Origin of the sequence: Streptomyces sp. NPDC058240 (genome assembly GCF_042882135.1) — a bacterium.
Taxonomy (GTDB): Bacteria; Actinomycetota; Actinomycetes; order Streptomycetales; family Streptomycetaceae; genus Streptomyces.
Map to the genome: position 1 here is coordinate 272,443 of NZ_JBHVWT010000005.1, position 20,673 is coordinate 293,115.

Here is a 20,673-nt window from a genome sequence, read left to right on the forward strand (position 1 = left end):
TTGGGTTTTGTGGGTCCGGAACCCGCTGAAGGTCCTTTGGTTCTTTTTGCCAACCTTTTTTTTTCTGTGGGTGCGACGACGCCCTTTCCCCAACAGGGCCTAACCCGAGACGAGGCGCTCCGGCTGGATGCCCGCGATCAGGGTCGCCAGCGCCCGGTCGATGTCCGGGCCGAGGTACCAGTCGCCGGTGTGGTCGATGCTGTAGACGCGGCCTTCGGTGTCGATCGCCAGGACCGCCTGTCCGTCCCCTTCTTGGCCCAGGGGGCTGACCTCGGTCTCCAGCGCCCGGCCGAGGTCGCCGAGGGTGCGGGCGAGGTGGAGTCCGCTCAGCGGGTCGATGCGTACCGGGGCGGGTGCGATCTGGCGGCCCGGCGCGGACGCGGTGATGTGGAGTCCGCCGAATTCGGCCCAGGCCTCCACGGCCGCGGGGAAGACCGCGTGCTGGTGGCCGGCGGGCGAGGCGTGCGAGCGCAGTGCGTCGGCCCATTCCTCGGCCTGCCGGATGTCCCAGCGGCCGGGCTGCCAGCCCGCGGCGCGCAGGGCGGCGTCGACGGCGACGGGGAAGCGGGTGGAGGCGTTCCGGTCGCGGTCCGCGGGGCTCGTTTGTTCGGGTAGGTCGGTTCGGTCGCGCATCGGCGTGCGGTCAGCCCTTCTCGGCGGCGGTCGCCGCCCCGGTGGTCGTGAGGTCGACGGGACGTACGCCGAAGTGGGCGAGCATCGCTGCGCAGGAGCGGCACGGCGGCGCGTAGCTGCCGTGCATCGGGTCTCCGTCCTCACGGATGCGTCGTGCGGTGAGCCGCGAGTGCTTGAGGGCGCGCCGGGCCTCGCCGTTGGTCAGCGGCTTGCGCTGGGCGCGCTTGGAGCGGTTCGACTCCGCCGCGGTGAGCTGCCGGGAGAGCAGTATCGCCTCGGGGCAGCGGCCGGTGAAGCGTTCGCGCCGGCTGCTGGGGAGGGTGTCGAGGAAGTCCTGGACGAGTGGGTGCAGTACGGGGGGCTGGTCGCCCTTGCCCGCGGTGCAGGTGAGTGTCTCGCCGCGTACGGACAGGGCCGCCGCGACTGCGGGCAGGATGCCGTCGCGGCGGTGGTGCAGGCGGGGGGTGCGGCCGGCGTCGGTGCTGCTCCAGCTGAGGCGCGGATCCCCGGATGTGGCTGATTGTGCGGTGTTCATGGCGCTTTCCCTCCCGTGCCGCAGCGGTAGCTGCGCGGTGTGCACGCCCCCGAGTTGCGGTGACAGCCTGCCAAATGTCCCGGCTGGTGGGGAAGCTGGGGCAGTGAAACGTGTCTCCGTGTCGCCCGGCCGTGGCGGGAGCGTCGCTCGTCCGTCACGTCGGTGTGACGGTTCGTGACGGATGCGGAGGGGGAGGCGTAGGACAGGTCACATGGGCGAGACCCGCCCTTGCGCCACCGCATAGGCTGTGCCCGGACCGTCCCCCTTGGGCAGGCCGGTCCTCACCAGCCAGACGCAGCAGGGGGCAACCGCCATGACGACAGGTCGGCTCGGGCAGCAAGCCGCGCCACCGAACGCGGCCTACGCCGGGCAGCTCGTGCATTTCCCGGACCCGGTCCGGGCGTCCCGCCACCCCGGTGGTGTGCGCATGGATGAGAACGGCAGCCCGGACTTCGCGCCGTACGCGCGTGCCGTCGCCGAGATCGCCGAGCCTCCGCAGGGCTTCGGGGTCGATGAGCTGCGGCTCACCGATTACGTGTCGGCCAATGCGGCGCTGGCGGCGAGCGGCCATGAGCTGTGGGACACGATCCCGGCGGTCGCCACCCCGCACGGCTGGACGTGGCACCACGTGCCCGGTGGCCGGCGTATGGAGCTGGTCCCGGTCGAGGTGAAGGCGCTGCTCAGACATCACGGTGGCCTTGCCGCCACGGCGGTCGACCACAACAAGCGGGGGACCCGCCCGTTGCAGGAGACCCGGCCCGCGCATTTCCGGCTGCCGAAGGGTGCCGTGGCGGTGAGCGAGGCGCAGGTGCTGGGTGTCGAGGAGGACCTCGGCTATCGGCTGCCGGGTGCCTACCGTTCGTTCCTCAAGGCGGCGGGTGGTTCGGCGCCGGTCGGCGCGGCGCTCGACGCGGAGCTGGGGCTTCTGGTCGACCAGCCGTTCTTCACGGTGCGCGAGCAGGCCGCCGCGAACGACCTGGTGTACATCAACAAGTGCTTGCGCGATCACCTCACCAAGGACTTCCTGGGCGTCGGTTTCGTCCAGGGCGGCATCATCGCGGTGAAGGTGAAGGGCAACGGTGTCGGCTCGGTCTGGTTCTGCGCGTACGACGACGCCCGGGACCAGGACGGCTGGAACGTGCAGGAGCGGGTGGACCGGCTGTTGCTGCCGTGCGGCGGTGACTTCGATGCCTTCCTGCAGCGTCTGGCGGGCAATCCGCCGGAGCTGGAGACCGTGGCGAACCTGATGGTGGACGGCGGCTTCGCGCGGGCCGTCCCGGTGGAGGGGTGAGCGCGATGGTGACCTTTGCGCAGGCGCAGGAGCGCGCGGACGAGTGGATCAACGGCGATGTGCCCGCGTACCAGCACCGTGAGGTGCGGGTGCGGGAGTTCGAGCTGGGCTTCGTGGTGTGGGGCGAGGATCGCGCCGAGGGCCCGGTCTCGGACGGCGGCAGGCAGCGGCTGGTGATCGCCAGGGACAGCGGTGAGGCCACCTTGTGGCCGGGGCTGCCGGTGGGCGAGGTGATCCGGCGGTACGAGGAGGAGTACGGCGCCCACGCGGCGGCCGCGGCCGCTCCGGAGCCGCCGCAGCGCATCGACCTCAATCAGACGTCGTTCCTGTTGAGCCCTCCGGAGTGGCTCCAGGAAGCGGCCGACAAGCTGGGCATCCCGGACCGCCGGGAGAACCGGGGCCAGAACGTGGCACCTCCGGCGGCGCCCTCGGCCCCTCCGGTCTCTCCTGCTCCGCCCGTCACGCCTGCTCAGTCCGTCTCTCCTGTTTCACCTGCCGCTCCTGTTTCGCCCGCCTCCCCCGCCGCGCCTGTCGGTCAGGCGTCGCCGGGTTCGCACGGCGGGCAGGTCGCGTACGAGCCCACGGCCAATGACGGTGTCCCGGTATCCCCGCCGAACGTGCCCGCCGGGTCCACCCCCTGGGCCGGTACGGACACGAACGCGGGTTCCGACGACGGGGCGGTGCCGCTCCCGGCCACGGTGTTCGCGCCGCCGCTCTCGGGTGCCGATGACGACGGCACCCCGCCGCCGGTCGTTCCGGCCGATGCGCCCACCGCCCTGATGTCGGGCGGCAGTCAGCTGCCCCGGACGGCGATCGTGCCCGGTCTGCCCCCGCAGGGCGGCGCCCCGGGTGTTCCGCTGGGTGCTCCGGGCGCGGGTGCTCCGGGTCTGAACGCTCCGGGTCCGGGTGCTCCGGGTCCGGGTGCTCCGGGTCCGAATGCTCCGGGTCCGGGTGCCGGTGACATCGCCGATGCGGCCACCAGCAAGGCCGTGGTGCCGCCGCGTGGTGCGCGTGGTGGCGGTCCGTCGACCCCGCCGCCGCCCGGTGCCCCCGGAACCCCGGGTGCCAGGCCGGGTCCGCCTGTGCCGCCGCCCTCGGGACCGGGTGCGCCCGGTGCTCCGGCGGGCGGGTACCTGCCGACCCAGCTCGCCCCTCAGACGGGCCCGCCCGGTGCACCGCTGCCGCCTCCGGGTGCTCCGGGTGCGCCGGGTGCTCCGGTGCCGCCTCCGCCGCCTGGTTCGACGCCGCCGCCTGGTGGTGGGGTGCACCATGCCGCGACGATGCTCGCCGATCCGAGCATGGGTGGTCCGGGTGGGCTGCGGCCTCCTGGTCCTCCTGGTGCTCCTGGTGCTCCTGGTTCTCCTGGTGCGCCGGGTGCTCCTGGTGTTCCGGTGCCGCCTCCGCCGCCTGGTTCGACGCCGCCGCCTGGTGGTGGGGTGCACCATGCCGCGACGATGCTCGCCGATCCGAGCATGGGTGGTCCGGGTGGGCTGCGGCCTCCTGGTCCTCCTGGTGCTCCGGTGCCGCCTCCGCCGCCCGGTTCGACGCCGCCGCCCGGTGGTGGGGTGCACCATGCCGCGACGATGCTCGCCGATCCGAGCATGGGCGGCCCCGGTGCGCCGCAGCCCCCCGGCCCGCCCGGTCCTCCTGGTCCTCCCGGTCCGCCCGGAGTGCCGCAGGGCGGCGCACCCGGCCCCGTACCGCCCCCGGCGTACGGCAATCCGCAGGCGCCCACCGGTCAGCCGACCGTCGGGCCCGGCTACCAGGCCGTGCTGCGCTACCGCGCGCCCGACGGCAGCGAGCAGCAGCTGATCCGGCGCTCGGCGCCCGGCACCCCGCACCCCGAGTGGCAGATGCTGCACGAGCTGCGGGCGATGAACGTGCCGCCGCAGCAGGTCATCGAGCTGCACACCGAGCTGGAGTCCTGCGAGCTGCCCGGTGGCTACTGTGCGCGGATGATCCGTGAGACCTGGCCGCAGGTGCGGATCACCAGCGTCGCCCCGTACGGCACCGATCACGCCAGCCGTCAACAGGGCATGCAGCATCTGCTCACCCACCAGGGCGAACTGCACCAGGTGGCGGGAGGGAAGGCCCGTCCGGCTCCGGTGCGCGCGCCGCTGCCGCAGATGCCGCCCGCGATGGCGGCGCCGCCGGAGGTCATCGCGGACGAGCTGCTGCAGACCTTCGGGCCGCAGGGCATCTGCCGCTTCGATCAGCGTGCCGTCTCCCGTCAGGGTGTGCCCGAGACCGTGGCGCGCACGCTGGTGTGGGCGGGGCTGCCCGCCGACTTCGGGCCGTTCTTCTGGGCGCAGCCCGGTCAGCCGGTGGTGCCGACGCTGGCCGAGCTCGCCGCGCAGCGCCAGGTGCAGGCCGCCCCCGACGCGGGGTCGTATCTCGTCATGGGGTCCGACTTCGGGCGGGCGATCTGTGTCCAGTACGGGACCGCGAACATCGTGGCCGTGCCGGTCGAGGCGGGGCCGGGCGGTCAGTCGGTGGCGCCGCAGTTCGTGAACACGGGGCTGCCGGAGTTCCAGCGTTCGATGGCGCTGCTCGGCCGGATGTGGCGGCTGCGCTTCGGGCTCAACCCGGAGCAGGCGGGCCGTTGGACGGTCGACTTCCAGGCCCAGCTGGTGGCGCTGGACGCGGCGGCGCTGGCGTCGCCGGAGAGCTGGTGGTCCGTGCTTCTCGAACAGATGTGGGACGGGCTGATCTGACCCGGCGGGTTCCGCGGACGGCGCCCGGCTCCCGGAAGGGGGCCGGGCGCCGTGCGCTGTCTGTGATGCCTGTCGCTTCCGCCCGGAAAGCAGTTGATCGATTCCGACTTCTGGGCCAATTGCCGCATCCTTGACGTACTGCTGATGGTCGGAGAGTCGGAAAGAGGCTTCAAGGATGAGTTCTGCACCGGTGTCCGCGCACGGCTTCGTCGGCGGACGAGGGCGTGGTTACCGTCCGGAGCAGGTGGACCGCGCGGTGGCCGGGCTTTCGGCGGAGCGGGACGCGGCGCTGGACGAGGTGTCCCGGCTGACCGCGTTGGTGGAGGAGCTGTCGGCGGAGTCGGTCCGGCTGAGCGAGGTCGTCGCCACGCTCGCCCCGCAGAACTACGAATCGCTGGGTGAGCGTGCCCAGCAGATCCTGGCGCTCGCCGAGGGCGAGGCGAAGACCCTGCGGGGCGCCGCCCAGGAGGAGGCGCAGGCGCTGCGGGACGCGGCGGACGAGGCGGGCCGCAGGGTCCGTGCTTCGGCGCGGGCGGACTCCGAGGCCATGCGGGCCGCGGCCGTGACCCACGCCGACGAGACGCTGTCCACGGCGAGGGGCACCGCTGACGGGACCGTTGCCGAGGCCCGCGAGGAGGCCGCGGAGGTGCGGGAGCGCTCGGAGTCCATGATGGCGGAGACGATCCGCCGTACCGAGAGCGTCCTCGCGCACCAGGAGCAGGAGCATTCCGAGCGTTGGCAGGCGGCCGAGCTCGAACTGGCCGGGGCCGAGGCCGCGCAGTCGGCGCACCACGACGAGCTGACCGAGCAGGCGGAGGCCCGCCTGGCCGAGGCGCGGCGGGCGCTCGCGGAGACGGAGGAGGCCGCCCGGCACGGTCAGGAGGACGCCGAGGCGCGGGCCGCGGAGCTGATCGCGGCGGCCAGGGTCCGTGAGGAGCGGGTGGTCCGGGAGACGGAGCGGATCATGCGGGAGCACGAGGAGGGCCGCGAGGAGGTGCAGGCGCACATGGCACACGTACGGAATTCGCTCGCGGCGCTCACCGGGCGGGTGACACCGGCGGAGGACTGAGCCCGGCGGAGGACTGACCCCGGCTTCGGCGTTCCGGGACGCGAGCCCCGAGCCCCGAGTCCCGAGTCCCGGGCTCCGGGCTCCGGGCTCCGGGCTCCGGGCTTCGAGCTCCGGGAGGGTCTGTTCACTCTTTCGTGGGTACGGAGATGGGCTTGGGGCCGGGTCTTGAGCTTCGGGCTTCGGGAGTCGGGGTGCGAGGGCCGGGATTCGAGCGGTGTGTACCAACTGGTTGGATACAAGGGTTGGTTGGGGAAACCTCCCCGCCCTCCCTGACCCGTCACGGCCAGCAAGTATGACTAGTTGTGATCGACTTGCGGCGCGGAGTCGCGGCTGCTTACGGTGCCCAACGTAACGACCCCGACGCGGTGTACCAGCACCGGCCGGGGTCTGACCCCAAGATCGAATTCAGAGGCGATCCCGTGGCTGTTTCAAACCTTAGCCCTGCCCTGTGCGCGCCCGCATCCTCACGCCCCTCGCACCCGAAGGCCCGCCCCGGTTACGGAAAGCGATCCGTTCCGGAGCAACGCCCGCCGCGCGAGGCCGACTTCGCGTTGCTGCCCGATCGCGAACGGCACATCGCCGGTTACGTGGATGCCCTGCCCGAGGGGGCGGCGATGGACGTCAAGTCGCTGGCGAAGAGCCAGCCCCTCTACGGGCAGATGGCCGTCGGCAGCGCGCTGCGGGCCCTGGGGGTGGCCGGTCATCTGCGGCATGTCCGGTGCCTGAGCGGCGAGAACGGCGACCAGGTCCGCTGGGTTACGCGTACCTTCTGGTCGCGGGTTGCTCACGACAACGAGTGGTGGGACACCTTACTCGCCGCCGAGGAGCGCCGGTCCGCGCCGGTGTCGACCGCGAAGGCGGTGGAGCCCCCGGCGCCTGCCGAGCCCGAGGCGGGCGCCCCGGCCCAGGTGCCCGCGCCTGCGCCCGTGCCTGTGCCCGTGCACGTACCGTCGCAGCTGCCCACCCCGGTGGTGCCGCAGCAGCGCACTGCAGAGCCGGAGCCGCAGTCCCCGCCGGGACCTTCTCCCGCCTTTGCCGCCCTGGCCCGCCTCGGCCGTACCGACTCCCGCCTGGCCCTCTCGGCAGCGGACTGTGCGGCACTGGAGCAGGCGGCCGCCGAGTGGTTGGCACGCGGTGTGGACGCCGACTACCTGACGCACGCCCTCACCGCCGGGCTCCCCGCGTCCGTCGACTCACCCTTCGGCTTCGTCCGCCGCCGCCTCCACGACAAGCTCCCGCCCCGCCTGCCCGCCACGACCCCGGCCACGCAGGCAACTCCCGTACGCCGTCTGATGATGGAGTGCACCGAGTGCGGTGCGCCCGGGAGGCCCGAGGCGTTCCGTGACGGCTTGTGCAGGCCTTGCCGGGAGTTCGGTCCGGTCGCCCGACCGGCTCCGTGAGGCGTCGCCCCTGCCCGGCCGGCGCGTTCACAACCCGCCCCGACTGCTCCTGAGGTTCCGCAACGCGTTCTCGACGCTCAGCCGCTCGGCGGGTGTGAGCGCGCGAACCCACTCCGGCTCGGCCTCCCACTCGATACCGCCGCCGACCGGCCGCAACGCCCAGTACGGGCCGGTGACCCCTCGAAACTCCCCGGCCCGGTTGCTGTGACCGGCGTCCCTCATGAGCGTTCCGGGGGGCGGGACTTGAGCTTGAGAGGGCTCGTGGCGATTCACGGCAACGTTCTCTTCGGTCACGTCAACTCCGCTCCGTAGCGATTCCACTACCAAGGGGATTCAGGGTGGCCTAGAGTCGGAACCCGATCAACGTGGCGGACCTGGATGAAAGGTTGGTGATAACCCTTTGAACCGCAAGGAGCTGAACCCGGACAGTTCCCCGGAAGCGGCCTTCGGCGCACGTCTCCGCAGCTGGCGCGAGGAGCGTGGCTGGAAGCAGGAGGACCTGTCCGATCGCATGGGGTACTCCAGCACCCATATCTCGGCGGTCGAAACCAGCCGGAAACTTCCGACCTTGCGTTTCTCGCGCAGCGCGGACCGGGCTTTCGGCACGGGCGATACAGCTGACACGTTCGAGCGCCACTGGCGCGAGATCCGGCACGGCTCTCTGCTGGAGGGCTTCCCGGAGTACGTGGGGCAGGAGAGTCGTGCTGCGGAGATCCGGCTGTACGAAGTGGGTGTGATGCCCGGCCTGCTCCAGACGCCCGAATACGCGACCGTGCTCGCGGAGAGCGCCGTCAAGCGCGGGGCGATCACCAACGATCAGGCGAAGGAACGGATCTCGCTCGTCGCCGAGCGGCAGGCCGCACTCGCCCGCACGCATCCGCCGTTGTTCCTGGTCGTGCTGGACGAAAGCTGCCTCCGCTGCCCGGTCGGCGGACCCGCCGTCATGGACGCGCAGCTGGAGCGGCTGATCGAGTTCGCCGAGCTGCCCAACACCGTGCTCCAGGTCGCCCCGTTCGACATGGCGGAGCTCCGTCCTTTCGACCTGCCGCTGTACATACTGACCCTGCCGGACCGCCAGCTCATGTCCTATGCCGAGTCCTCCCACCTGGGTACCCTCAACAGGGAAAGCGCTTCGGTTGTCCCCCTGTTGACGGCCTACCATCAGTTGCAGGCCGGGGCTCTGTCCCCAGCGGCATCCGTGGCCATGATCAGCCAGTTACGAAAGGGTTCCCCGTGACGACCGAATCCCCCCGCTGGTTCAAGTCCTCCTACAGCAACAACGGTGGCGCCTGCGTCGAGGTCGCCGCCAACCTCGTCGGCTCGCTCGGTGTCATTCCCGTCCGTGACTCGAAGAGCCAGAGCGGCCCCGTGCTGAGCACCTCCCCCGCTGCATTCGCCACGTTCGTGGCAGGGGTCAAGGCTGGAGAGTTCGGCTCGGTCTGACCGCACCTCCTGCGCAACGACGACAGCCCCGCGCAACGACGACAGCCCCGCGCAACGACGACAGCCCCGCGCAACGACGACAGCCCCGCGCAACGACGACAGCCCCGCGCACTCTCGATCGATCCGGAGTGCGCGGGGCTGTCGTCATGCCGCCTGGCGGCAGAGGGCCGTGGAGCGGGCGAGGGCCGGGCTCACTGGTGTGTCGGTGGCACGCCCGCCAGGATCCGGGGTTCCTCGCCCTGGTAGAGCCGGCGTGCCGCGGGGGCCGTGTGGCGGGGGAGCACCGTCCCCAGCCAGCCCGCCAGGAATCCGGCCGGGATGGAGACGAGCCCGGTGGTGGTGTACGGGAACCAGTTGAAGTCGTGGTCGGGGAAGACCGAGGTGGGTGAGCCGGAGACCAGGTTGGTGCCGGTGATCAGCACCAGCGTGGTGAGGGTGCCGACGACGAGGGTGCAGAGCAGCCCGGTACGGGTGAAGCGCCGCCAGAACATGCTGTAGACGAGTGCCGGGGCGAACGCGGACGCGCCGACGCAGAACGAGAGCGTCGCCAGCGCCTGTACGTTCCAGTGTCTGGCCACGACGGCGAGAACGGTGGCGAGCAGTCCGACGACGATCGCCGAGATCTGTGCCGTACGCATCTCGGAAAGGCCCGGCAGCGGCTTGCGGTCCGGGTCGCGCACCCCGTGCAGGCCGTGCGCGAAGAGGTCGTGGGCGAGGGAGTTGGCGCAGGACAGGATCATTCCGGCGACGGAGGCGAGCAGGGTCAGGAAGATCGCCGTCGTCATCGTCGTGATGACCAGGGCCCCCATCTGCGTACCGTTCGCGACCTCGCCGCTGATCTGGAGGATCGCGCTGTTCCCGGACGCCCCGGCGGCGGTGATGACGTCGTGGCCGACGAGGGCCCCCGCGCCGAAGCCGATCACGACGAGCAGCAGGCAGATCGTGGCGACCACGCCGACCGCCCAGGACATCGAGCGTCGGACGGCCTGGGTGGAGCGGGCGCTCGACATGCGCATGGTGACGTGCGGCAGGCAGGCGGCGCCGAGCACCACGGTCAGTTCGGAGCTGACCATGTCGAGTCCGCTGCCGTCGAACTGGAGCCCCGAGCGCAGATACGCGGCCCCCGCGCCGCTGCTCTGCCGGGCGGCGGAGAGCAGGGAGTCGGTGTTCCAGTCGAACCGGTTCATGATCAGTACGGCGATGGTGAAGGCGGCCACGAAGAGGACCACGGTCTTCACGATCTGGATCAGCGAGGTGCCCTTCATCCCGCCGATCGCCGCGTAGCCGATCATCAGGGTGCCGAGCCCGATGATGGCGCCGGTGCGGAATCCCGAGGTGTCGAATCCCAGGATGAAGGCGAGCAGATCGCCGCTGCTGGCGAGCTGGACGACCATCATCGGAACGAGTGCGGCGAGGGTGGCGGCGCAGGCGGTGATGCGGACCGCGCGGCCGGGGGCGCGGCGCACGAGCAGGTCGCCCATGGTGAACCCGCCCGTGTTGCGCAGGGGTTCGGCGAGCAGGAACATCAGCAGGACGAGCGAGAGGGTGATGCTCAGGGCGAGGATCATCCCGTCGTAGCCGGTGAGGGCGATGATGCCGGTGGTGCCGAGCACCGTGGCCGCGGAGAGGTAGTCGCCCGCGAGGGCGAGGCCGCTCTGCATGGGCGAGAGCGAGCGGGAGCCGGTGTAGAACTCGTCGAGGTCGTCGCGGTCCGGGCCGGTCATCACGCAGAGCAGCAGAGCCACGGTGCCCACGGCGAGGAAGGCCACCAGGGACATCGACTGCGCGGAATTGTTGAATCCGTTCACCGGGCCGCTCCCGCTCTTCGGATCCGGGCGGCGAGCGGGTCGACCGTGCGCCGTGCGGTCCGCTCGTACACGACGATGGCGAGCAGGGTCACGGGGAGCTGGCAGAGCCCCAGTGCGAGGCCGATGTTGAGACCGCCGAACAGGGGGCGGTCCATCAGGTCCTTGGCGAATCCGGAGAGCAGCAGGAAGGCCACGAAGTAGCCGAGCGCGGTCAGGGTCGCGATGCGCCGCAGCAGTCGGTACGCGGTGCGCAGCCGGCGCAGGTCGCTGTGGCGGCCGGGGGTGGGCGCCGGTGCGGGTGTGTCGGGTGTGCTCGGCGGCCGGGCGGGCGGTGCCTGCTCCGAGCTCTGCCAGGGGAGCAGATAGTCGGGGTGGTGGGGGGATGGGGGCGGGTTTCCGTGCGACATCGGGGTGCTGCTCCTTGCATGGCTCGGGTCCTGGTCTGGACGGCAAGGCAGGAGTGCGGGGTGCGGTCGGAAGCGCGAACATTACTCGTGGGTACGGCAGTTGGGGAGAGGGTGGCCTGAATTACCCACGGTAATGGCTTGGTTGCGTGAGGCCCCGTGAATGGAAGGTGGCGGCCGGGCGTGAAGTGGGCCCTGGTCGCCCCGGCCGGTACACCCTTGGGTCCAGCCCCTGATACGGGACTCCACCCAGGGGCCGAGACCCTTAGGGGGAGCTCCTTACAACTGGCCAGGGACGGTTCCTCCCGGCGGAGGACGTGGCCGCGGGGGTTTGTTCCTTAGCGTGTTCCTACACCGCGAAAAGCGGCCGAATCCCACCGCGGATGCGGTCGGACGCAGGGGCGGGGGTGGGGAAAACCCCACCCGTGAACTGCGCCGGGCACCAGTGCGCCGGATCCGCTCCCGACATCAGACTCTGTACGCGCACCGACGCATTCCCCACGCTGACCGATATAGGAGATAAACCGTGACAACGGCTGTAACCATTCCCAGGCACGGGGGTACTGGAAGGCGTACGGCCGTCGCTGCGCGAGCGCGGCAGGTCGTCAAGGCGTACGGGGCGGGGGAGACCCGGGTCGTCGCGCTCGACCATGTCGACGTGGACATCGCCCGCGGGCAGTTCACCGCGATCATGGGCCCGTCCGGCTCCGGCAAGTCGACCCTGATGCACTGCCTGGCCGGCCTGGACACCGTGAGCTCGGGGCAGATCTTCCTCGACGAGACCGAGATCACCGGGCTCAAGGACAAGAAGCTCACCCAGCTCCGCCGGGACCGGATCGGCTTCATCTTCCAGGCGTTCAACCTGCTCCCCACGCTCAACGCGCTGGAGAACATCACGCTGCCGATGGACATCGCGGGCCGCAGGCCCGACGACGCCTGGCTGCGGCAGGTCGTGGAGACCGTCGGTCTCGCCGAGCGGCTCAAGCACCGGCCCACCGAGCTCTCCGGCGGCCAGCAGCAGCGCGTCGCGGTGGCCAGGGCGCTCGCCGCCCGGCCGGAGATCATCTTCGGCGACGAGCCCACCGGCAACCTGGACTCGCGGGCCGGCGCCGAGGTGCTGAGCTTCCTGCGCAGGTCGGTCGACGAGCTGGGCCAGACCATCGTCATGGTCACCCACGACCCGGTGGCCGCCTCCTACGCGGACCGGGTGCTGTACCTCGCCGACGGACGCATCGTCGACGAGATGCACAACCCGACGGCCGACCAGGTCCTCGACCGGATGAAGGACTTCGACTCGCGCGGGCGGACGTCATGACCGTCTGGAAGACATCGAGGCGGAATTTCTTCGCCCACAAGGGACGCATGGCGCTCTCCGCCGTCGCGGTCCTGCTGTCGGTGGCGTTCGTGTGCGGCACGCTCGTCTTCACCGACACCATGAACACCACGTTCGACAAGCTCTTCGCCGCGACCGCGGCCGATGTCACGGTCAGCCCGAAGGAGCCCAAGGAGGACGACCGGCTCCCGGGCAACGGCAAGCCCGTCACGATCCCCGCGTCCGCCGTCGGGCAGGTCGCGAAGGCCACCGGCGCGAAGGCGGCCGAGGGCGCGGTCTCCAGCATGTCCGTCACCGTCGTCGACAGCCACGACAAGAACATGGGCTCGGCCTCGGGCGCCCCGACGATCGCGGGCAACTGGACGAGGAACGACCTGCGTTCGATGGAGATCTCCTCCGGTCACGCACCGCGCGGCCCGACCGAGGTGATGGTCGACGCCGACACCGCCGAGAAGCACCACCTGAAGCTCGGCGACGAGCTGCGCACCATCACCGCCAACGGCGACATCAAGGCCGCGATCAGCGGCATCGCCACCTTCAAGGTCACCAACCCCGGTGCCGCGGTCGTCTACTTCGACACCGCCACCGCGCAGACCAAGCTGCTCGGCAAGCCCGATGTCTTCAGCTTGATCTCCGTCACCGCCGAATCCGGCGTGGCCGACGAGCAGTTGAAGAAGAACGTCGCCACGGCGCTCGGCGGCCACTCCACGTACAAGATCCAGACACAGAAGGAGGCCGCGGACGCCAACAAGGACTCGATGGGCTCCTTCCTCGACGTCATGAAGTACGCGATGCTCGGCTTCGCCGGGATCGCCCTCCTCGTCGGCATCTTCCTGATCGTCAACACCTTCTCGATGCTGGTCGCCCAGCGCACCCGCGAGATCGGCCTGATGCGGGCCATCGGCTCCAGCCGCAAGCAGGTCAACCGGTCCGTGCTGATCGAGGCGCTGTTCCTCGGCGTCGTCGGCTCGCTCCTCGGCGTGGGCGCGGGCGTCGGCCTCGCCGTCGGCCTGATGAAGCTCATGGGCGCCATGGGCATGGAGCTCTCCACCAAGGACCTCACCGTCGCCTGGACGACCCCCGTGGTCGGCCTCGTGCTCGGCATCGTCGTCACCGTCGTCGCCGCGTACTTCCCGGGCCGCCGGGCCGGGAAGGTCTCCCCGATGGCCGCCCTGCGCGACGCCGGAACCTCGGCGGACGGCCGCGCGGGCCGGGTCCGGGCCGCGATCGGCCTGGTCCTCACGCTCGCCGGCGGCGCCGCGCTCCTCGCCGCGACGAAGGCCGACAAGTCGAGCGAGGGCTCGCTCCTCCTCGGTGTGGGCGTGCTCCTCACCCTGATCGGCTTCATCGTGATCGGCCCGCTGCTGGCCGGCTTCGTGGTCCGGGTGCTGAGCGCGGTCATGCTGCGGATGTTCGGCCCCGTGGGACGGCTCGCCGAGCGCAACGCCCTGCGCAACCCGCGCCGCACCGGAGCGACCGGCGCCGCCCTGATGGTCGGCCTCGCCCTGGTCGCCTGCCTCTCGGTGGTCGGCTCCTCCATGGTCGCCTCGGCCACCGAGGAACTCGACAAGTCGGTCGGCGCGGACTTCATCGTCCAGCCGGCCGGCGGCGACGGCGCACCGATCGTGGCCCAGGCGGCGAAGGCCCTGACGACCGTGCCGGACATCGAGCACCTCACCAATTACAAGATGGTGGGCGCCCGGCTGACCGCCCCCGACGGCACCACCGAGGACGGGGGCCTGGTCGCCGCCGACCCCTCGTACAAGGACGACGTCCGCCGCGAGACGGTCTCCGGCGAGCTGGCCGCCGCGTACGGCAAGGACGCCATGTCGGTCGGCGAGACGTACGCCACCGAGCACCGCGTCGAGGTCGGTGACCGGATCACCGTCGCCTTCAAGGGCGGCGAGACCGCGAAGCTGAAGGTCGCCGCGATCACCTCGGACGACGTGAACATCGACAAGGGCCGGATGTACGTCAACATCACGACCGCCGCGCGGTACGTCCCCGCCGACGCCCTGCCGCAGAACGTGGCCATGTTCGCGAAGGCCGTGGACGGCAAGGAGAAGGAGGCGTACGCCGCCCTCAAGAGCGCCCTGGCTAAGTACCCGCAGTACGAGGTGAAGAATCAGGCCGACTTCAAGCAGCAGCTGAAGGACCAGATCGGCCAGCTGCTGAACATCGTCTACGGCCTGCTGGCGCTCGCGATCATCGTCGCCGTCCTCGGCGTGGTGAACACCCTGGCCCTGTCGGTGGTCGAGCGGACCCGCGAGATCGGCCTGATGCGCGCCATCGGCCTCTCCCGCCGCCAGCTGCGCCGGATGATCCGCCTGGAGTCGGTGGTCATCGCGGTCTTCGGCGCCCTGCTCGGCCTCGGACTGGGCATGGGCTGGGGCACCGCGGCCCAGAAGCTGCTGGCCCTGGAGGGCCTCGGCGTCCTGGAGATCCCGTGGCCGACGATCCTCACGGTCTTCGTCGCCTCGGCCTTCGTGGGCCTGTTCGCCGCCCTGGTCCCGGCGTTCCGGGCGGGCCGGATGAACGTCCTGAACGCGATCGCCACGGATTAGGGTCTTTCGTTCGGATCAGGCCGGATCAGGCACCGGGGCACGCGAGCCCGGCATGATCCGAACGAGAGGCCCTGGCGCGGGTGACGGCCGACGTAGGATGACCGGATCCGGCCCCGGGGTGTTCCTCCAAACACCCCGGGGCCGGATTCGTGCGTCCGGGACGTCGCCCCGGACGCCCCGCCGGGCCGGATTGCGGGCGCGGCTGTCGCACCGGAGTCGTAGGCTGGGAACCCCCGACCCGTGCGACGTGTCGGGCGCTTCGCGTTGCCCTTCGCGTTGCTCTTCGTGTAGCCCCCTGGCAGCAGCCGGCTGCCGGACCTCGCCCTTGTTACCCGGACGGAAGCCCTTCATGAGCCTGCACGGTCTGCTGGATGTCGTCGTACGTGACCCGGCACTCTCCGAAGCGGTGAAGGCCGCCGGTGACGGCCACCGCATGCATGTCGACCTCGTCGGCCCGCCCGCCGCCCGCCCCTTCGCCGTCGCCGCGCTGGCCCGCGAGACCGGGCGGACCGTGCTCGCTGTCACCGCGACCGGCCGGGAGGCCGAGGACCTGGCGGCCGCGCTGCGCACCCTGCTGCCGCCGGACACGATCGCCGAGTTCCCGTCCTGGGAGACCCTGCCGCACGAGCGGCTCTCGCCCCGCTCGGACACCGTGGGCCGCCGCCTCGCCGTGCTGCGGCGCCTGGCGCACCCGAGGAAGGACGACCCGGAGACCGGCCCGGTCTCCGTCGTCGTCGCGCCGATCCGCTCCGTGCTCCAGCCGCAGGTCAAGGGGCTCGGCGACCTGGAACCCGTAGCGCTGCGCATCGGACAGAGCGCCGACCTCGGCAAGACGGTCGACGCGCTCGCGGCGGCCGCGTACTCCCGGGTCGAACTGGTCGAGAAGCGTGGCGAATTCGCCGTGCGCGGCGGCATCCTGGACGTCTTCCCGCCGACCGAGGAGCACCCCCTTCGGGTGGAATTCTGGGGCGACGACGTCGAGGAGATCCGCTACTTCAAGATCGCCGACCAGCGGTCGCTGGAGATCGCCGAGCACGGGCTGTGGGCGCCGCCCTGCCGCGAGCTGCTGCTCACCGACGAGGTGCGGGAACGGGCCGCCGCCCTCGCCGAACAGCACCCGGAGCTGGGCGAGCTGCTCGGCAAGATCGCCGAGGGGATCGCGGTGGAGGGCATGGAGTCCCTCGCCCCGGTCCTCGTCGACGACATGGAGCTGCTGCTCGACGTGCTGCCGAAGGGGTCGATGGCGCTGGTCTGCGACCCGGAGCGGGTCCGCACCAGGGCCGCCGACCTGGTCGCCACCAGCCAGGAGTTCCTCCAGGCCTCCTGGGCGGCCACCGCGGGCGGAGGCGAGGCCCCGATCGATGTCGGCGCGGCCTCGCTGTGGGGCATCGCGGACGTCCGGGACCGGGCCCGCGAGCTGGAGATGATGTGGTGGTCGGTCTCCCCGTTCGCCGCGGACGACGAGCTCGACGAGGACACCCTCAAGCTCACGATGCACGCCCCGGAGGCGTACCGCGGCGACACCGCCCGCGCGTTCGCCGACACCAAGGGCCGGCTCGCCGACGGCTGGCGCACGGTGTACGTCACCGAGGGCCAGGGCCTCGCCTCCCGCACCGTCGAGGTGCTGAGCGGCGAGGGCATCGCCGCCCGCCTCGACCCGGACCTGGCGGAGATCTCCCCGTCCGTCGTCCACGTCTCCTGCGGCGCGATCGACCACGGCTTCGTCGACCCGGCGCTGAAGCTCGCCGTGCTCACCGAGACGGACCTCACCGGCCAGCGCACCGCCACCAAGGACCTGGGCCGGATGCCGGCCCGCCGCCGCAAGACGATCGACCCGCTGACGCTGGAGACCGGCGACTACATCGTCCACGAACAGCACGGTGTGGGCCGCTACATCGAAATGGTGCAGCGCACCGTGCAGGGCGCCACCCGCGAGTACCTCCTCGTCGAGTACGCCCCCGCCAAGCGCGGCCAGCCCGGCGACCGCCTCTACATCCCGACCGACCAGCTGGAACAGGTCACCAAGTACGTCGGCGGCGAGGCCCCCACCCTGCACCGGCTCGGCGGCGCCGACTGGACGAAGACCAAGGCGCGCGCCAAGAAGGCCGTCAAGGAGATCGCGGCCGACCTGATCAAGCTGTACTCGGCCCGGATGGCGGCCCCCGGCCATGTCTTCGGCCCCGACACGCCCTGGCAGCGCGAGCTGGAGGACGCCTTCCCGTACGCGGAGACGCCCGACCAGCTGTCCACCATCGCCGAGGTCAAGGAGGACATGGAGAAGTCCGTCCCGATGGACCGGCTGATCTGCGGCGACGTCGGCTACGGCAAGACGGAGATCGCGGTACGGGCGGCGTTCAAGGCGGTCCAGGACGGCAAGCAGGTGGCCGTCCTCGTACCCACCACCCTGCTGGTCCAGCAGCACTACGGCACGTTCACCGAGCGCTACTCCCAATTCCCGGTCAATGTGCGGGCGTTGAGCCGCTTCCAGTCGGATTCCGAGTCAAAGGCGACCCTCGAAGGGCTCCGCGAGGGCTCCGTCGACCTGGTCATCGGCACCCACCGCCTCTTCTCCTCCGAGACCCGGTTCAAGGACCTGGGCCTGGTCATCGTCGATGAGGAGCAGCGCTTCGGCGTCGAGCACAAGGAGCAGCTGAAGAAGCTCCGCGCCAACGTGGACGTCCTCACCATGTCCGCGACGCCGATCCCCCGTACGCTCGAAATGGCCGTGACCGGCATCCGCGAGATGTCGACGATCACCACGCCCCCCGAGGAGCGCCACCCGGTCCTCACCTTCGTCGGCCCGTACGAGGAGAAGCAGATCGGCGCGGCCATCCGCCGCGAACTGCTCCGCGAGGGCCAGGCGTTCTACATCCACAACCGCGTCGAGTCGATCGACCGCGCCGCCGCGCGGCTGCGCGAGATCGTCCCCGAGGCGAGGATCGCGACCGCTCACGGCCAGATGTCCGAACAGGCCCTGGAACAGGTGGTGGTGGACTTCTGGGAGAGGAAGTTCGACGTCCTGGTCTCCACGACGATCGTCGAGTCCGGCATCGACATCTCCAACGCCAACACTCTGATCGTGGAGCGCGGCGACAACTTCGGCCTCTCCCAGCTCCACCAGTTGCGCGGCCGTGTGGGCCGGGGCCGCGAACGCGGCTACGCGTACTTCCTCTATCCCCCGGAGAAGCCGCTCACCGAGACGGCCCACGAGCGCCTGGCCACGATCGCCCAGCACACCGAGATGGGCGCGGGCATGTACGTGGCGATGAAGGACCTGGAGATCCGCGGCGCCGGAAACCTCCTGGGCGGCGAACAGTCCGGCCACATCGCGGGCGTCGGCTTCGACCTGTACGTACGCATGGTGGGCGAGGCCGTCGCCGACTATCGCGCGTCCCTCGAAGGCGGCGTGGAGGAGGAGCCGCCCCTGGAGGTCAAGATCGAGCTTCCGGTCGACGCCCACGTCCCCCACGACTACGCCCCCGGCGAGCGGCTGCGCCTCCAGGCGTACCGCGCCATCGCCTCCGCCAACACGGAGGACGACATCAGGGCCGTCCGGGAGGAACTCACCGACCGCTACGGCAAGCTCCCCGAACCGGTCGAGAACCTCCTCCTGGTCGCCGGCCTGCGCATGCTGGCCCGCGCCTGCGGCGTCGGCGAGATCGTCCTCCAGGGCCCGAACATCCGGTTCGCCCCGGTGGAGCTGCGCGAATCGCAGGAGCTGAGGCTGAAGCGCCTCTACCCGAGGACGGTCATCAAGCCGGCCGTCCACCAGATCCTGGTCCCCCGCCCCACCACGGGCAAGGTCGGCGGCAAGCCGGTCGTGGGACGTGAACTGCTGGCTTGGACGGGGGAGTTCCTCACTACGATCCTGGGGTCGTAGCCCCGGGACGCCTACTGATTCGGCCCCGTCGCGAGTGCGGCGGGGCCGGGTTTTTCACGGCGTGAGGTGGGCGGCGGGCATCTTGAACGTGAGCCACACGGTCTTACCGACGATGTGGTCATCGACTCCTCAGCGGATCGTCCGGGCGGGCGAGGTGGAGCCGCCGGAAACGGTCGCGGAGCTGCTGGGGACCCCGGCTGGGCAGTGCGTCATCGTCCGCCGCAGGATCATGTATCTCGATGACGAACCCTGCGAGTTGACGGACACGTACTACCCGCTGGATATCGCGTTCGGCACTGGCCTCGCAGGAACCGCCAAGATCCGTGGCGGGGCGATCCGGCTGCTGGCGGACCTGGGGTATGTCGGTGTGCGCGTGCGCGAGGACGTGACTGCGCGGTCGGCGACCGATCGCGAGTGTGAGCAACTGCGGCTGACGGCCGGTGAACCCGTGCTGCAACTGACCCGCCTTACCCTCGACGGGGCGGACCGGCCCATTCAGGTCGATGTGATGGCGATGCCGCCACGACGTCAGAAACTGCGATACGAGATCAGGATCGGATGACCGTGCCCGGACCCGAAGCGGATGCCACCGACCGTCGTTCACTGCACGAACGGATCGCCGCCGATCTCAGAGACCAGATCATGGGCGGGGATCTCGCGCCCGGGGCGGCTCTGCCGTCCACGGCGCACCTCAAGGAGCAGTTCGACGCCTCGAACGCGACGGTGCAGAAGGCACTGCAACTGCTCAAGGAAGAACAGTTGGTGGTCGGCAGGGCGGGTGCCGCCGTGACGGTCCGCGAACACCGGCAGCGAACCGTCCGCCCCGCCTCGTACATGGCCGCGGCGGGTCCGGGCGAGCCGTATCGCTGGCTGACCGAGATCGTCAAGGGTGGATCCCGGGCACGCAGCACACTTCTTGAGGTCGCGGAGAGCCGACCGCCCACGGACGTCGCCGAGGCTCTCGGGCTCCCGGAGTCCGGCACCGCGTTCCTGCGGCGGCAACTTCTCCTGATCGACGACGAGCCCGCCGAACTTGTCGCGTCGTACTACCCGTTGGAGATCACCCGTGGCACGGCGATGGAGGCACGCCGGAAGATCCCCGGCGGCACGCCGACACTCCTCGCCGACCTGGGCTACCCGCCACGGCTCAGCGTGGACCGGGTCTCCGCCCGGATTCCCACACAGGAGCAGTACCGGGCCCTGCGACTGCCCGGTGACCTTCCAGTGCTCCGCACCCTGCGCGTCGTCTACAGCGACAACGGTCGGCCCATCGAGGCGACCATCATGGTCAAAGCGGGGCATCTGTACGAGCTGCAGTACGAGTTCACAGCCGAGTGAGCACCGCAGGAGGAGGTGCGGGAGCCATCAGCCCGCAGCCTCCCGGGCCACCCGTTCCAGCCGGGGGCGGAATCATACATCTAGGTAACGTACACGGATGTACGTTAAGCGGTCCGGTGGCTCGGCCGGTGTGATTCACGCCGCAATCGCTCGGGCCGTCGGCATGTGCATGTCCGCGAGGAGAAGGCGTCCGTAGGATTCCCGGGTTCGGCTTTCTCCCCGTCAGGACGGTTTCGAGTGATATCTCCCCGCGCTTACCGA

At 70.8% G+C, this 20,673-nt stretch carries 16 protein-coding genes; 11 read left to right on the forward strand and 5 right to left on the reverse strand.

Translation table 11 applies throughout. The features are described 5' to 3' along the window. Positions 1–99: 99 nt before the first annotated feature. Both ACFVX4_RS13300 and ACFVX4_RS13305 read right to left on the reverse strand, forming a co-directional pair. The gene (locus tag ACFVX4_RS13300; RefSeq protein WP_389975533.1) at positions 100–633 is read right to left on the reverse strand and encodes an SUKH-3 domain-containing protein; all 534 of its coding nucleotides are present in this window, start codon (positions 631–633) and stop codon (positions 100–102) included. A gap of 10 nt (positions 634–643) precedes the next feature. Beyond that, a complete protein-coding gene (locus ACFVX4_RS13305; protein WP_389975536.1) occupies positions 644–1,168 on the reverse strand; it encodes a YwqJ-related putative deaminase in 525 nt (174 codons plus the stop codon). 313 nt (positions 1,169–1,481) lie between these two features. Here ACFVX4_RS13305 and ACFVX4_RS13310 point away from each other — a divergent pair, with 313 nt between their 5' ends. The 4 genes from ACFVX4_RS13310 (at position 1,482) to ACFVX4_RS13325 (ending at position 7,642) form a co-directional block, all read left to right on the forward strand. After that, the gene (locus ACFVX4_RS13310) at positions 1,482–2,459 is read left to right on the forward strand and encodes an SMI1/KNR4 family protein (protein ID WP_389975538.1); all 978 of its coding nucleotides are present in this window, start codon (positions 1,482–1,484) and stop codon (positions 2,457–2,459) included. A 5-nt stretch (positions 2,460–2,464) separates the two neighbouring features. Continuing rightward, positions 2,465–5,173, forward strand: coding sequence for an SUKH-4 family immunity protein (locus ACFVX4_RS13315; RefSeq protein WP_389975541.1), 2,709 nt, complete (start codon positions 2,465–2,467; stop codon positions 5,171–5,173). A gap of 175 nt (positions 5,174–5,348) precedes the next feature. After that, complete coding sequence (locus ACFVX4_RS13320; protein WP_389975544.1) at positions 5,349–6,242, forward strand: cellulose-binding protein; 894 nt, start codon at positions 5,349–5,351, stop codon at positions 6,240–6,242. Between the two features lie 419 nt (positions 6,243–6,661). Further along, positions 6,662–7,642 carry a MarR family transcriptional regulator gene (locus tag ACFVX4_RS13325; RefSeq protein WP_389975547.1) on the forward strand — a complete coding sequence of 327 codons (981 nt, stop codon included), beginning with the start codon at positions 6,662–6,664 and terminating at the stop codon, positions 7,640–7,642. 27 nt (positions 7,643–7,669) lie between these two features. Here ACFVX4_RS13325 and ACFVX4_RS13330 read toward each other — a convergent pair whose 3' ends face one another. Beyond that, a complete protein-coding gene (locus tag ACFVX4_RS13330; RefSeq protein ID WP_389975550.1) occupies positions 7,670–7,936 on the reverse strand; it encodes a hypothetical protein in 267 nt (88 codons plus the stop codon). 106 nt (positions 7,937–8,042) lie between these two features. Between ACFVX4_RS13330 and ACFVX4_RS13335 the strand changes: the two genes are divergently transcribed. Together ACFVX4_RS13335 and ACFVX4_RS13340 are read left to right on the forward strand one after the other, a co-directional pair. Continuing rightward, positions 8,043–8,879 carry a helix-turn-helix domain-containing protein gene (locus tag ACFVX4_RS13335; RefSeq protein WP_389975553.1) on the forward strand — a complete coding sequence of 279 codons (837 nt, stop codon included), beginning with the start codon at positions 8,043–8,045 and terminating at the stop codon, positions 8,877–8,879. Next, complete coding sequence (locus ACFVX4_RS13340) at positions 8,876–9,085, forward strand: DUF397 domain-containing protein (RefSeq protein ID WP_389975556.1); 210 nt, start codon at positions 8,876–8,878, stop codon at positions 9,083–9,085. The genes ACFVX4_RS13335 and ACFVX4_RS13340 overlap by 4 nt, the downstream gene beginning before the upstream one ends. A 191-nt stretch (positions 9,086–9,276) precedes the next feature. Here ACFVX4_RS13340 and ACFVX4_RS13345 read toward each other — a convergent pair whose 3' ends face one another. Beyond that, positions 9,277–10,893 carry a cation acetate symporter gene (locus ACFVX4_RS13345; protein WP_389975559.1) on the reverse strand — a complete coding sequence of 539 codons (1,617 nt, stop codon included), beginning with the start codon at positions 10,891–10,893 and terminating at the stop codon, positions 9,277–9,279. Further along, the gene (locus tag ACFVX4_RS13350) at positions 10,890–11,300 is read right to left on the reverse strand and encodes a DUF485 domain-containing protein (RefSeq protein ID WP_389975562.1); all 411 of its coding nucleotides are present in this window, start codon (positions 11,298–11,300) and stop codon (positions 10,890–10,892) included. Before ACFVX4_RS13350 ends, ACFVX4_RS13345 begins: the two co-directional genes overlap by 4 nt. Before the next feature lie 523 nt (positions 11,301–11,823). On the opposite strand from ACFVX4_RS13350, the gene ACFVX4_RS13355 reads away from it, so the two are divergent. The 5 genes from ACFVX4_RS13355 (at position 11,824) to ACFVX4_RS13375 (ending at position 20,412) form a co-directional block, all read left to right on the forward strand. After that, positions 11,824–12,612, forward strand: a complete 789-nt coding sequence (locus ACFVX4_RS13355) for an ABC transporter ATP-binding protein (protein WP_389975565.1) — start codon at positions 11,824–11,826, stop codon at positions 12,610–12,612. Next, entirely contained in the window at positions 12,609–15,194 is a 2,586-nt protein-coding gene (locus tag ACFVX4_RS13360; protein ID WP_389975568.1) for an ABC transporter permease, read from the forward strand. The genes ACFVX4_RS13355 and ACFVX4_RS13360 overlap by 4 nt, the downstream gene beginning before the upstream one ends. A 349-nt stretch (positions 15,195–15,543) precedes the next feature. Then, complete coding sequence (gene mfd, locus ACFVX4_RS13365) at positions 15,544–19,074, forward strand: transcription-repair coupling factor (protein WP_389975571.1); 3,531 nt, start codon at positions 15,544–15,546, stop codon at positions 19,072–19,074. 112 nt (positions 19,075–19,186) lie between these two features. After that, positions 19,187–19,636 (forward strand): GntR family transcriptional regulator, encoded by a 450-nt coding sequence (locus ACFVX4_RS13370; protein WP_389975804.1) that lies wholly within the window; start codon positions 19,187–19,189, stop codon positions 19,634–19,636. After that, entirely contained in the window at positions 19,633–20,412 is a 780-nt protein-coding gene (locus ACFVX4_RS13375; protein WP_389975574.1) for a GntR family transcriptional regulator, read from the forward strand. The genes ACFVX4_RS13370 and ACFVX4_RS13375 overlap by 4 nt, the downstream gene beginning before the upstream one ends. The last annotated feature ends 261 nt before the right edge of the window (positions 20,413–20,673 follow it).

Bases quoted from the DNA above. Each gene is read 5' to 3' on its own strand.
- ACFVX4_RS13300 (WP_389975533.1), bottom strand. From the start codon at position 633: ATGCGCGACCGAACCGACCTACCCGAACAAACGAGCCCCGCGGACCGC.
- ACFVX4_RS13315 (WP_389975541.1), top strand. From the start codon at position 2,465: ATGGTGACCTTTGCGCAGGCGCAGGAGCGCGCGGACGAGTGGATCAAC.
- mfd (WP_389975571.1), top strand. From the start codon at position 15,544: ATGAGCCTGCACGGTCTGCTGGATGTCGTCGTACGTGACCCGGCACTC.
- ACFVX4_RS13360 (WP_389975568.1), top strand. From the start codon at position 12,609: ATGACCGTCTGGAAGACATCGAGGCGGAATTTCTTCGCCCACAAGGGA.
- ACFVX4_RS13305 (WP_389975536.1), bottom strand. From the start codon at position 1,168: ATGAACACCGCACAATCAGCCACATCCGGGGATCCGCGCCTCAGCTGG.
- ACFVX4_RS13310 (WP_389975538.1), top strand. From the start codon at position 1,482: ATGACGACAGGTCGGCTCGGGCAGCAAGCCGCGCCACCGAACGCGGCC.
- ACFVX4_RS13350 (WP_389975562.1), bottom strand. From the start codon at position 11,300: ATGTCGCACGGAAACCCGCCCCCATCCCCCCACCACCCCGACTATCTG.
- ACFVX4_RS13320 (WP_389975544.1), top strand. From the start codon at position 5,349: ATGAGTTCTGCACCGGTGTCCGCGCACGGCTTCGTCGGCGGACGAGGG.
- ACFVX4_RS13375 (WP_389975574.1), top strand. From the start codon at position 19,633: ATGACCGTGCCCGGACCCGAAGCGGATGCCACCGACCGTCGTTCACTG.
- ACFVX4_RS13370 (WP_389975804.1), top strand. From the start codon at position 19,187: ATGTGGTCATCGACTCCTCAGCGGATCGTCCGGGCGGGCGAGGTGGAG.